14 protein-coding genes are annotated in these 10,900 nt (G+C 64.9%); 10 read left to right on the top strand and 4 right to left on the bottom strand.

What is annotated here, in order from left to right; all coding sequences use genetic code 11:
• The first annotated feature begins 12 nt into the window (after positions 1–12).
• Positions 13–444: an 8-oxo-dGTP diphosphatase MutT gene (gene mutT, locus KBY73_RS00930; RefSeq protein WP_396096349.1), complete on the top strand. Its 432-nt coding sequence runs from the start codon at positions 13–15 to the stop codon at positions 442–444.
• A gap of 50 nt (positions 445–494) precedes the next feature.
• Here mutT and tsaE read toward each other — a convergent pair whose 3' ends face one another.
• Complete coding sequence (gene tsaE / locus KBY73_RS00925) at positions 495–932, bottom strand: tRNA (adenosine(37)-N6)-threonylcarbamoyltransferase complex ATPase subunit type 1 TsaE (RefSeq protein WP_254935240.1); 438 nt, start codon at positions 930–932, stop codon at positions 495–497.
• 137 nt (positions 933–1,069) lie between these two features.
• Between tsaE and ahcY the strand changes: the two genes are divergently transcribed.
• Both ahcY and KBY73_RS00915 read left to right on the top strand, forming a co-directional pair.
• Positions 1,070–2,509, top strand: a complete 1,440-nt coding sequence (gene ahcY, locus KBY73_RS00920) for an adenosylhomocysteinase (RefSeq protein WP_254935239.1) — start codon at positions 1,070–1,072, stop codon at positions 2,507–2,509.
• Between the two features lie 10 nt (positions 2,510–2,519).
• Positions 2,520–3,179 carry a DedA family protein gene (locus tag KBY73_RS00915; RefSeq protein ID WP_254935238.1) on the top strand — a complete coding sequence of 220 codons (660 nt, stop codon included), beginning with the start codon at positions 2,520–2,522 and terminating at the stop codon, positions 3,177–3,179.
• 28 nt (positions 3,180–3,207) lie between these two features.
• Here KBY73_RS00915 and KBY73_RS00910 read toward each other — a convergent pair whose 3' ends face one another.
• Positions 3,208–3,609 carry a single-stranded DNA-binding protein gene (locus tag KBY73_RS00910; RefSeq protein WP_254935237.1) on the bottom strand — a complete coding sequence of 134 codons (402 nt, stop codon included), beginning with the start codon at positions 3,607–3,609 and terminating at the stop codon, positions 3,208–3,210.
• Positions 3,610–3,738: 129 nt separating this feature from the next.
• Between KBY73_RS00910 and KBY73_RS00905 the strand changes: the two genes are divergently transcribed.
• From KBY73_RS00905 to KBY73_RS00875, 7 genes are all read left to right on the top strand, one after another.
• A complete protein-coding gene (locus KBY73_RS00905) occupies positions 3,739–4,785 on the top strand; it encodes a rod shape-determining protein (RefSeq protein ID WP_106632915.1) in 1,047 nt (348 codons plus the stop codon).
• Between the two features lie 5 nt (positions 4,786–4,790).
• Entirely contained in the window at positions 4,791–5,531 is a 741-nt protein-coding gene (gene mreC / locus KBY73_RS00900; RefSeq protein WP_254935236.1) for a rod shape-determining protein MreC, read from the top strand.
• Entirely contained in the window at positions 5,528–6,031 is a 504-nt protein-coding gene (locus KBY73_RS00895; protein WP_254935235.1) for a rod shape-determining protein MreD, read from the top strand. Before mreC ends, KBY73_RS00895 begins: the two co-directional genes overlap by 4 nt.
• 4 nt (positions 6,032–6,035) lie before the next feature.
• Positions 6,036–7,391, top strand: a complete 1,356-nt coding sequence (locus tag KBY73_RS00890) for an ABC transporter substrate-binding protein (RefSeq protein ID WP_254935234.1) — start codon at positions 6,036–6,038, stop codon at positions 7,389–7,391.
• 54 nt (positions 7,392–7,445) lie between these two features.
• Positions 7,446–8,255, top strand: a complete 810-nt coding sequence (gene rpaB, locus KBY73_RS00885; RefSeq protein ID WP_254935233.1) for a response regulator transcription factor RpaB — start codon at positions 7,446–7,448, stop codon at positions 8,253–8,255.
• A gap of 39 nt (positions 8,256–8,294) precedes the next feature.
• Entirely contained in the window at positions 8,295–9,791 is a 1,497-nt protein-coding gene (gene lysS / locus KBY73_RS00880; protein ID WP_254935232.1) for a lysine--tRNA ligase, read from the top strand.
• A gap of 91 nt (positions 9,792–9,882) precedes the next feature.
• Positions 9,883–10,146: a hypothetical protein gene (locus KBY73_RS00875; protein WP_094559041.1), complete on the top strand. Its 264-nt coding sequence runs from the start codon at positions 9,883–9,885 to the stop codon at positions 10,144–10,146.
• A 39-nt stretch (positions 10,147–10,185) separates the two neighbouring features.
• On the opposite strand, the gene KBY73_RS00870 is transcribed toward KBY73_RS00875, so the two are convergent.
• The gene (locus KBY73_RS00870; RefSeq protein WP_254935231.1) at positions 10,186–10,656 is read right to left on the bottom strand and encodes a hercynine metabolism protein; all 471 of its coding nucleotides are present in this window, start codon (positions 10,654–10,656) and stop codon (positions 10,186–10,188) included.
• Positions 10,653–10,889: a hercynine metabolism small protein gene (locus KBY73_RS00865; RefSeq protein WP_254935230.1), complete on the bottom strand. Its 237-nt coding sequence runs from the start codon at positions 10,887–10,889 to the stop codon at positions 10,653–10,655. Before KBY73_RS00865 ends, KBY73_RS00870 begins: the two co-directional genes overlap by 4 nt.
• Between the last annotated feature and the right edge of the window lie 11 nt (positions 10,890–10,900).

Raw genomic sequence — 10,900 nt, 5'->3', positions numbered from 1 at the left:
TGCCACGCCGTGATGGATGCCCCCAGCGAGTTGCCGTTCCAGGTGATCGGCGTTGGGCTTGTGCGCAACGGCGCCGGTGAGGTGCTGATCGATCAGCGGCTCAATGAGGGTTTGCTGGGGGGCTTGTGGGAATTCCCCGGCGGCAAGCAGGAGCCGGGTGAGCCGATCGTTGAAACGATCCGCCGTGAGTTGGAGGAGGAGTTGGCGATTGAGGTGGCGGTGGGCGAGGAGCTGATCGTGGTGGAGCACGCCTACAGCCATAAGAGGTTGCGCTTTGTGGTGCATCTGTGCACCTGTTTGAGCGGCGAGCCCCAGCCGCTGGCCTCCCAGCAGGTGCGCTGGGTGCGACCTGAGCAGCTGGGCGAATATCCCTTCCCGGCGGCCAACGCCCAGATCATTGCTGCGCTGTTGGGGGCGGGCACTTCATTCGCGGCAGCTAGCTAAGCCAAGACTTAGCTAGCCAAATAAAACAGCAAGCTGCCCCTGCCGGTCGATCAGCGCGGCGAACGCACCTCGATCAGACGTCCAGCTTCTGGGTTCAAGGGGTCGCGCAAGCTGAGCTGGATCTGCCAGCAGCCGGCCGGTGCGCTGCTGAGTCGCTCCGGCCACTCCACTGCCAGCAGGGCGCCTAGGGCTCGAGCTTCCTCCTCCTCCTGAGCGAATAGTTCGTCGGCGGCGGCGGGTAGCTCCAGCCGGTAGAGATCGAGGTGCACCAGCCCGCCGCTAGGCGTTAGCGGGTAGTGCTGGGCGAGGGCGAAGGTGGGGCTGGTGATTGGTTCCTCAATGCCGAGGCCGGCGGCTAGGCCCTGCACCAGGCAGGTTTTGCCGGCCCCCAGGTCACCTGCCAGCAACAGGATGCTGCCAGCGGGTAGACGCAGCGCCAGTTGCCGACCGAAGGCCTTGGTGGCGGCGGCATCTCTCAGGGCTTGCATCACAGGGCTTGTGTCACGAGGAATGAGGGGCTCCTTGTAGATTGCATTTTCAGCGAGCCCGAAGCCTCGGCGTCTCCGCAGATATTTCCAAACCACGCCCTCCCAGCCGGGAGCGAGCAGTACCCCAAGCAAAACCCATGGTGGCTTCACCGGCCTCAACGGCTTCCGCGCCCGTGCTGCAAAGCACTAATACCTATGTGATTGCCGATCTCGGCCTGGCCGATTTTGGCCGCAAGGAGATTGCAATTGCTGAAACTGAGATGCCTGGCCTGATGGCCCTGCGCTCCAGGTTTGGCGCTGAGCAGCCCCTCAAGGGCGCCCGCATTGCGGGTTCCCTGCACATGACGATTCAGACTGCAGTTCTGATTGAAACTTTGGTCGCCCTCGGCGCCGAAGTGCGCTGGGCCAGCTGCAACATCTTTTCAACCCAGGATCACGCTGCCGCCGCGATTGCTGCGGCCAATGTGCCGGTTTTTGCCTATAAGGGCGAAACCCTTGATGAGTATTGGGCCTTCACCCACCGCATCCTTGAGTGGGGCGATGGCGGCACACCTAACATGATCCTCGATGACGGTGGCGATGCCACTGGACTCGTGGTGTTGGGTACGAAGGCCGAGAGCGATCTTTCAGTTCTCGATAACCCCTCCAACGAAGAGGAAACCGCCCTTTTCAACAGCATTCGCCAAAAGCTGGCCGCCCAGCCAGGCTTCTACTCCCGCATATACGCCGAAATTCAGGGCGTTACCGAGGAGACCACCACTGGTGTGGCCCGGCTGTATCAAATGCAGAAGAGCGGCGAGCTGCCCTTTCCTGCGATCAATGTCAACGATTCGGTCACCAAGAGCAAATTTGACAACCTTTATGGTTGCCGCGAATCCCTGGTAGACAGCATCAAGCGCGCTACTGATGTGATGGTGGCCGGCAAGGTTGCCCTAGTGCTTGGCTACGGAGACGTGGGCAAGGGCTCAGCTCAGTCGCTGCGCGGCCTTGGCGCCACGGTGATGATCGCTGAAGTTGACCCCATCTGCGCCCTGCAGGCGGCGATGGAGGGCTACCGCGTCGTGCGTCTTGACGACGTGGTGGGCGATGTGGACATCTTCGTGACTGCCACTGGCAACTTCAAGGTGATCCGCCACGAGCACCTGATTCAGATGAAGGATCAGGCGATCGTCTGCAACATCGGTCACTTCGATAATGAGATCGATGTGGCGTCCCTCAAGCAGTACACCTGGGACAACATCAAGCCTCAGGTTGATCACATCGTGCTGCCCAGCGGCAACAAAATCATCCTGCTGGCTGAGGGCCGTTTGGTGAATTTGGGTTGCGCTACAGGCCATCCCAGTTTTGTGATGAGCGCCTCCTTCACCAATCAGGTGCTGGCTCAAATTGAGCTGTTCACCAAGGGTGACCAGTACGCCAAGCAGGTGTATGTGCTGCCTAAGCACCTCGATGAGATGGTGGCTCGTTTCCACCTCGACAAGATCGGTGCCAAGCTCACCGAGCTCTCCCAGGAGCAGGCTGATTACATCAACGTGCCGGTTGCCGGGCCCTACAAGCTCGATCACTACCGCTACTGAGACGAGCCCGATGGGGATTGGCGAACTGGTGCAACAGCTGCCTCAGCTGATTGGTGCGGCAGTGGAGGCCAATCCCTGGCTCGGTTACGGAGCGATCTTTGCGGCGATGTTCCTTGAGAACCTCTTCCCGCCGATCCCCTCTGAATTGATCATGCCCCTCGGAGGCTTTTATGTGCAGCAGGGCCAGCTGGCCCTGCTGCCAGTGGTATCAGCAGGTCTGCTCGGCACGGTGCTTGGGGCTTTGCCTTGGTATGGCATTGGCCGGCTTATCAACGAGCAGCGCCTGGAGCAATGGTTGGCGCGCCATGGCCGCTGGATTGGTATCAGCCCTAAGGAGCTGCACCGCAGCCGCGATTGGTTTGCCAAATACGGCACCGCTTTGGTGTTTTGGGGCCGGCTGGTGCCTGGCATCCGCACCTTGATCTCGGTGCCCGCGGGCATCGAGATGATGCCCATAGCGCCATTCCTGCTTTGGACCACGGCGGGCAGCCTTATCTGGACCCTGCTACTCACCTTGGCGGGCCTAGCACTGGGTGAGGGTTACACAAATGTGGAGCACTGGATCGAGCCGGTGGCCAAGGCCGTGAAGTTGGTGCTGGTGCTGGCCCTCGCCGCCGGCTCCGCCTGGCTGGGGCTGCGCATCTGGAAGAAGCGCCGCGATTCCCACTGAGCCAGATCAGGTCCGCCGCCATTTGGCTTCAGAAGGGCACTTCCTCCTCGCTTGGGGAGCCACCACCGAACCCTCCTCCCATTCCTGTCCCCATGCCACCGCCACCTTCGGCGTCGCGTTTGGAGCCAAGCAATTCCAGCCGGTCTACCCGGATTACGGGCTTGGTGCGCTCCTCACCGCTGGCCCGGTCGGTCCAGCGATCCAGCTTGAAGCTGCCGATGATGCCCACTAGGGCCCCTTTGCGGACATAGTCGGCGGCTACTTGGGCTTGTTTGCCCCAGATCTCGAGGTTGAACCAGTCGGGCTCGTCGTCACGGCTGCGGCGGTTGACCGCGAGGGTGAGGTTGGCGACCACACTGCCTGATTCGAAATAACGGACTTCGGGGTCGCGGCCGGCCCGGCCGACAAGGGTGATGGAATTCACGCCCATGGTTGATGTCTCCTGTTGCTGATGGATCAATGATGCGGCACCCGGTTCGGCTGCCACCTTTCATCAGTTCCACCGTTAGAGCCGTCTGTAACACCCTCGTATGATTCGGCCCTTGCAGGCCCGGCGTCCGTGTTTTTCCGTCGTTTCCAGTTTTCGCGCGATATCGGTATTGATCTGGGCACCGCCAACACCCTCATTTTCGTGTCGGGCAAAGGCATTGTGCTCCAAGAGCCCTCTGTGGTGGCCATGGATCTGGAGCGGGGTGTGCCCCTGGCCGTGGGCGATGAGGCCAAGATGATGCTGGGCCGCACTCCCGGCAACATTCGCGCCGTGCGGCCCCTGCGTGACGGCGTCATCGCCGATTTCGACGCCGCCGAGCAGATGATCAAAACCTTCATTCGCAAGGCCAATGAAGGCCGCGGCATCGTGGCGCCCCGGTTGGTGATCGGCATCCCCAGTGGAGTTACAGGTGTGGAGCGCCGTGCTGTGCGGGAAGCCGGCCTGGCCGGCGCCCGTGAGGTGCACCTAATTGATGAGCCGGTGGCGGCCGCCATCGGCGCGGGCCTGCCCGTCACCGAGGCGGTGGGCACCATGATTGTCGATATCGGAGGCGGCACCACTGAAGTGGCAGTGCTCAGCCTGGGCGGCACCGTGCTGAGCGAGTCGGTGCGGGTGGCTGGCGACGAACTCAGTGACGCCATCGGCGTCTATCTCAAGAAGGTGCACAACCTGGTAGTAGGAGAGCGCACTGCTGAGGACATCAAGATCCGCATCGGCTCCGCCTTCCCTGACGATGCCCACGACAACACCTCCATGGATGTGCGCGGCCTGCACCTGCTCTCCGGTCTGCCCCGCACCATCAACGTCCGCGCCGGCGATATTCGCGAGGCCATGGCCGAACCCCTCAACGTGATCGTGGAAGCCGTTAAGCGCACCTTGGAGCGCACGCCGCCTGAGCTGGCCGCCGACATCGTCGATCGCGGCATCATGCTGGCCGGTGGTGGTGCCCAGGTGCGGGGCATCACCGACCTGATCAGCCACGAGACCGGCATCCTTACCCATGTGGCAGAAGACCCGCTGCTGTGCGTGGTGAACGGTTGCGGCATGGTGCTTGAGGACTACAAGCGGCTGCAGCGCGTGCTCGACACCCCTGACTTCGTGCGTCAGACCGCCTGATCCCGATGCAGGCCGGCCGCAGGCTTCGCCTTCCCGCCCTGAGCGCTGTAGTTCAGGCCTGGCCCTGGGCCTTGCTGGTGCTGGCCCTGCTAGCCGTGCGGCTGAGTAAGGGTGCGGGTTTTACCGATGCTTACGCCCTGTTGAGCCGTCCTTTCTGGCCCGGTAGTGCCCAGGGTGAGTGGGTGCGCAGCGGCCAGGCTCTCAACGATCAAACCCGCTTGCGCCAGCTGGATGCCGACAACCGCCGGCTGCGCAGCTTGCTCGAGCTGCAGGGTCACGGTGGCCGCGAATTGGCGGCAGCGGTGATCTCGCGCCAGGCAGGGGGCTGGTGGCAGCAGCTCGTTATTGGCCGCGGCGAGTTGCAGGGCCTGCGGCCCGGCATGGCGGTGACGGCGCCGGGGGGGCTGATTGGCAGGATTGCCAGCGTTACTCCCACTACTGCCAGCGTCACCCTGCTCACCGATCCCGGCAGCCGGGTTGGCGTCTGGGTGGGACGGGTTCGGCGCCATGGTTTGCTCACGGGCATCGGCACCAGCCGCCCCTTGCTGCGTTTTCTGGAGAAGGATCCAGGCGTGCGCCCGGGGGATGTGGTCGTCACCTCGCCCGCCAGCACCCTGGTGCCTCCCAACCTCACGGTGGGTGTGATCCAGTCGGTCGACGACCGGGCCGTGCCGGCCACGGAGGCCGTGGTGCAGCTGAGTGCCCCTGTTGAGGCGGTCGACTGGGTGCAGGTGCGGCTGCCATGAGTCGGCTGGCCCGCCACGGTTGGTGTGTGGCTACGGCCTTAGTAGTGCCCTGGCTGGTGCTGGCTGCGCCCGGCCCCCTGAAGCTGGCGGGCATTCCCCCGGCTTGGTCTGTGCTTTGGCTGCTGCCCTGGGCCCTAGCCGATGGACCCCTCTCCGGCGCCCTGGCTGGCGCCGGGCTGGGACTGCTGCTCGATGCTTTGCACCCTGGGTCGATAACGCAGATCCCTGCCCTAGCCCTGCTGGGCTGGTGGTGGGGTCGGCTGGGCCGCCAGGGGCCGCCGATCGAGCGCAGCTTCAGTCTTGGCCTGCTAGCCCTGTTGGGTGCGGCCCTGCTTGGCGGCAGCCTGATTTTGCAGAGCCGGCTGCTGGGCCCATGGCCCCTGGAGCCCGCATTGCAGACCTGGCTGGCCCAAACCCTGCTCACGGCCCTGCTGGCACCGCTGCTTTGCTCCCTGCAGCTGCTGCTCTGGCGCCAGCAGATCCAGGGCGGGCGAGGCTGAGTAGATGGCATTGATCCAGACCCGGCGGCGTTTCCTTGAGCTTCTTGGCGGCGGCTCTGCTGCTGCCCTGCTGGCAGCGGGCCTGGGCAGTTGTGGCAGGGCTGGTCCGGGGCCTGATTCCGCGGCGGCCAAGGTGCTGAATTTCTGGACCCTGGACCTGGCCCCCAAGTTCAACGGCTATTTGCGGGAGCTGATCGCAGCCTGGGAGGGTCAGAACCCCGGGTTGCGGGTGCGCTGGACCGACGTGCCTTGGAGCTCGGTGGAGCGCAAGTTGCTTGCGGCGGTATTTGCTCGCACCGCCCCGGACCTGGTGAATCTCAACCCCCCCTTCGCGGCCAACCTGGCCAGCAAGGGGGGGCTGCTTGATTTAAGCGATGTGCTGCCGGCGGGGGCTGCTGATGCCTATTTGCCAGCGATCTGGGAGGCAGGCCGCCAGGGGCAGGGGGGCCAGCAATTTGCCATTCCTTGGTATTTGACCGCCCGGATCACCATGGCCAACCGCCGGCTGCTTGAGCGGGCCGGCTACAGCGCCCCCCCGGGTTCCTGGGACCAGGTGCCGGCCTATGCCGAGGCGGTGCGCCGTCGCACCGGCCGCTACGCCTTGTTTGTAACCGTGGTGCCCGACGATTCCGCCGAGCTGCTCGAGACCCTGGTGCAGATGGGGGTGAAGCTGCTGGATGGGGAGCAGCGGGCGGCCTTCGATAGCCCCGCGGGGCGGCGGGCCTTTGCCTTTTGGAGTGACCTCTACCGCCGCGGCCTGTTGCCACGAGAGGTGGTGAGCCAGGGCTACCGGAGAGCCATCGAGCTCTACCAGTCGGGGGACCTGGTTCAGGTGGCCACGGGGCCTGACTTCCTGCGCAACCTGCAGACCAATGCTCCCGGCATTGCAGCGGTTACGGCGCCCTTTGCGCCGCTCACGGGCGCCAGCGGTGAGGCCAACGTGGCGGTGATGAATCTGGTGGTGCCCAAGCAGAGCGCCCTGGCGGCCGAGGCGGCCCGCTTCGCCTTATTTCTCACCAATGGCCCCAACCAGTTGGCCTTCGCCGAGCAGGCGCGGGTGCTCCCCTCCAACCGGCAAGCCCTGCAGCAGTTGGAGGCCAGCCTGGCGACTGCTCCTGCACCTGCACCTAGGGCTGGCGCTGGGGCGCAGGATCCTCTGGTGCAGCGGGCCCGGTTGCTGTCGGCCCAGACCCTTCGCCAGGCCAGGGTGCTGGTGCCGGCGAGCCCGGGGGTGAAACGACTGCAGGCGATTGTGTATACCCAGCTGCAGCGCGCCATGCTCGGCCAGGTGGGCAGTGATGCGGCCCTGACTGCTGCGGCTGACGAGTGGAACCGCTACTCCCGGGCCCGTTGGGGGTGACCTTAGGGGGCATCGAGCGGTATGGTTGCGATTCTTCATCCCGGCGCACCGCCCATGCCTTCGGAGGACAGGCCCATTTCAGACGCCTTCTCCGATTCCCTGGGGCCTGCCCCGGTTGAGCCCAAAGCCACCGTGTTGGTGGTAGATGACGAAGCCGCTGTGCGCCGGGTGCTGGTGATGCGCTTGCAGCTGGCTGGCTACAGGGTGATTTGCGCTGAAGACGGCGAGGAAGCCCTCAGCCTGTTTCACCAAGAGCAGCCTGATCTCGTCGTGCTCGACGTGATGCTGCCCAAGCTGGATGGCTTTGCGGTTTGCCGCCGTCTGCGGGCTGAATCCTGCGTGCCGATCATTTTCCTTTCGGCCCTTGATGCGATCGCCGAGCGGGTGTCGGGCCTAGACCTCGGCGCTGACGACTACCTGCCCAAGCCCTTCAGCCCTAAGGAGCTTGAAGCCCGCATCGCCACAATTTTGCGGCGGGTTGGCCGCGGTTCAGCCTCTGCAGAGCCTCGCGAGGTGCCCAGCGGCAGCGGCGTGCTGCGGGTGGGGGACTTGGTGGTAGACACCAACCGCCGCCAGGTGACCCGCGACAGCGAGCGCATCGGGCTTACCTACACCGAATTCAGCCTCTTGGAGCTGCTGTTCCGGGAACCCGGTCGGGTGGTGCCCCGGGCCGAAATCCTTGAGCAGCTTTGGGGCTATCCCCCCCGCCGCGCCGCCGACTTGCGGGTGGTTGATGTGTATGTAGCTCGCTTGCGCGGCAAACTCGAGCCCGACCCTCGCAATCCGGAGCTGATCCTCACGGTGCGCGGCACTGGCTACGCCTCCCAGCGGATGGCTGAAGCAAGCCTGGCGGCTAACGGCTAGCGCTCCTGCAGGATGGGCCGATTCAGCCCCCTGTCTGCCTTGTCGGATCTGCGCGAGACCCGTCTGGAGAAAGCCGCCGCCCTCGCCGCCCTCGGCCAGGGTCCCTACGCCCTGCGCTTTGAGCCCAGCCACCGCACGGCGGCTTTGCAGCAGGACCATGCCGACTTGGCCAACGGTGAGGAGCGGCAACTGGAAGTAGCCGTGGCAGGCCGGGTGATGACTCGCCGCGTGATGGGCAAGCTCGCCTTCTTCACCCTGGCTGATGAAACCGGTCCGATTCAGCTGTTTATTGAGAAGGCCACCCTCGAGGCGTCCATGCCGGAGGACCCGGAGGCTTTCGCCCACCTCACCTCCTTGGTGGATGCCGGTGACCTGATCGGCGTGCAGGGCAGCCTGCGCCGCACCGATCGCGGTGAGCTGTCGGTGAAGGTGAAGGGCTGGACCATGCTCTGCAAGAGCCTCCAGCCCCTGCCCGACAAGTGGCATGGCCTGGCGGATGTGGAGAAGCGCTACCGCCAGCGCTACCTCGATTTGATCGTGTCGCCCCACACCCGCGAAACCTTCCGGCGCCGGGCCGTGGCGGTGAGTGCCATGCGTCGCTGGCTCGATGAGCGGGATTTTCTGGAGATCGAAACACCGGTGCTGCAGAGCGTGCCGGGCGGTGCCGATGCCCGGCCATTTGAAACGCACCACAACGCCTTGGATCTGCCCCTCACCCTGCGGATTGCCACCGAGCTGCACCTGAAGCGGCTGGTGGTGGGGGGCTTCGAGCGGGTGTACGAGCTGGGGCGCATCTTTCGCAACGAGGGCATCAGCACCCGCCACAACCCCGAGTTCACCTCGGTGGAGATCTACCAGGCCTATGCCGACTACACCGACATGATGCTGCTCACCGAGCAGCTGATTGCCCACGTGTGCCAGCAGGTGTGCGGCACCACTCAGATCAGTTACCAGGGCACCAAGATTGATCTGGCGCCCCCCTGGCGGCGGGCCACCATGCATCAGCTGGTGCAAGACGCCACCGGCCTGGATTTCACCAGCTTTGGTAGCCGCGAAGAGGCGGCCGCGGTGATGGGGGCCCAGGGGCTGGAGGTGCCGGCCCTGGCCGATTCCGTGGGTCGCCTGCTGGTGGAGGCCTTCGAGCAGCGGGTGGAAGCGGAGTTGATCCAGCCCACCTTCGTGATCGATTACCCCGTGGAGAATTCGCCCCTGGCCCGGGCCCACCGCAGCAAGCCGGGGATGGTGGAGCGCTTTGAGCTGTTCATCGTGGGCCGTGAAACCGCCAACGCTTTCAGCGAGTTGATTGATCCAGTGGACCAGCGCCAGCGCCTGGAGGCCCAGCAGGCCCGCAAGGCCGCTGGCGACGACGAGGCCCAGCAGGTGGACGAGGATTTCCTCCAGGCCCTGGAGGTGGGCATGCCCCCCACGGGCGGCCTGGGCATTGGCATCGATCGGCTGGTGATGCTGCTCACCGACAGCCCCTCGATCCGCGATGTGATCGCCTTCCCCCTCTTACGTCCGGAGGTGCGTCCGTAGGTGCGTTTGGAGGCTCGTCAAGAGGCTGGGCCTGGCGCAATGGGATAATCCCTCTAGTAGGCAATCTCCCCCATCCGGGGTCAGCGATTCCATGAGTGGCGAGCGCGTTGGTTTTCGCTTCAAACACGCGGATGCTGTGGTGAAGCGCAACCCCCAGGGACGCTCGCGCCGGGGCTGGGTGATGGAGCCGGTGGAGCAGACCACCAGCCGCGGCACCAAGATGCCCGCCTATCGAATTCGTTGGCGTGATAGTGAACGTCCCGAGATCGTGCTGCAGCACATGCTGATCGCCGATCCCGACCCCACTCCGCCACCCGACGGTGTCAGCCTGGTGCCGCCGGCGCCCAAGGCTTGATTGGCTTCCGCCGCTTTGCTTGCCTTGAGCGCTGAGGGCTCAGCTCTGCCGCCGCCGCAGCTGCTCTAGAGCCTGTTCGGCCTCGAAGGTGGCCCAGTCCTGCTCAAGGTTGGAGGCCTTTGGCGGGCGGGGACGGCTCTCCAGTTCGCGCAGATCGCGCTCCACGGTCGCGAAGCTCACCCCCAGTTCCCCAAGGTGTTGCCAGCGCTGCCGGCCCTGTTCCATCAGGCCCAGTTGGTGGGCTTCAGCCCGCTCGGCCAGGGCTGTGGCGCCAGCGGCACGGGCCTTGGCCAGCCGTTCCTGCCAGCAGCGGATTTCAGCGGCCAATTGCAGCAGGGCCTGGCGCTCCTGTTCCGCCTGCCTTTGTAACTGGCGCCGCTGCCCCACCAGCCTGGCTTGGCGATCCCGTGCTTCCTGCTCGCCAAGTAGGGCTTCCTGGCTGGGGTTGGCGGCGAGAAAGGCCGCAAGTTGCTGATCCAGCTGCGCCTCCAGCTCGTCGAGCCAGCTCACGGGGCGGGCTGCCCGGCGGGCGTGGTGATCAATGGCGCCTCGATCTCTTGCTGCAGCGGTGTGATCGCCGCTTCGCGGGAGCGCAGCAGCAGCTGGGTGAGTCGGGCGATTGCCCCTTCACCCAGGTCCTGGCTGCCTATGCGATCAAAAGCGCCTCGATACAGCTCCTCCAGCTCGGCGATCAGGCCCTCGCGCACCTGCCGCATGGCAGCCCGTTGCTCCTCACGACCCATGGTTCTCCTGC

This window comes from Cyanobium sp. Tous-M-B4 (assembly GCF_024345395.1).
Lineage (GTDB): Bacteria > Cyanobacteriota > Cyanobacteriia > PCC-6307 > Cyanobiaceae > Cyanobium_A.
Note: the sequence above shows the minus strand (reverse complement) of the source record. Positions and strands in the feature narration are given on the sequence as shown.

Bases quoted from the DNA above. Each gene is read 5' to 3' on its own strand.
- mutT (WP_396096349.1), top strand. From the start codon at position 13: ATGGATGCCCCCAGCGAGTTGCCGTTCCAGGTGATCGGCGTTGGGCTT.
- tsaE (WP_254935240.1), bottom strand. From the start codon at position 932: ATGCAAGCCCTGAGAGATGCCGCCGCCACCAAGGCCTTCGGTCGGCAA.
- ahcY (WP_254935239.1), top strand. From the start codon at position 1,070: ATGGTGGCTTCACCGGCCTCAACGGCTTCCGCGCCCGTGCTGCAAAGC.
- KBY73_RS00915 (WP_254935238.1), top strand. From the start codon at position 2,520: ATGGGGATTGGCGAACTGGTGCAACAGCTGCCTCAGCTGATTGGTGCG.
- KBY73_RS00910 (WP_254935237.1), bottom strand. From the start codon at position 3,609: ATGGGCGTGAATTCCATCACCCTTGTCGGCCGGGCCGGCCGCGACCCC.
- mreC (WP_254935236.1), top strand. From the start codon at position 4,791: ATGCAGGCCGGCCGCAGGCTTCGCCTTCCCGCCCTGAGCGCTGTAGTT.
- KBY73_RS00895 (WP_254935235.1), top strand. From the start codon at position 5,528: ATGAGTCGGCTGGCCCGCCACGGTTGGTGTGTGGCTACGGCCTTAGTA.
- KBY73_RS00890 (WP_254935234.1), top strand. From the start codon at position 6,036: ATGGCATTGATCCAGACCCGGCGGCGTTTCCTTGAGCTTCTTGGCGGC.
- rpaB (WP_254935233.1), top strand. From the start codon at position 7,446: ATGCCTTCGGAGGACAGGCCCATTTCAGACGCCTTCTCCGATTCCCTG.
- KBY73_RS00875 (WP_094559041.1), top strand. From the start codon at position 9,883: ATGAGTGGCGAGCGCGTTGGTTTTCGCTTCAAACACGCGGATGCTGTG.
- KBY73_RS00865 (WP_254935230.1), bottom strand. From the start codon at position 10,889: ATGGGTCGTGAGGAGCAACGGGCTGCCATGCGGCAGGTGCGCGAGGGC.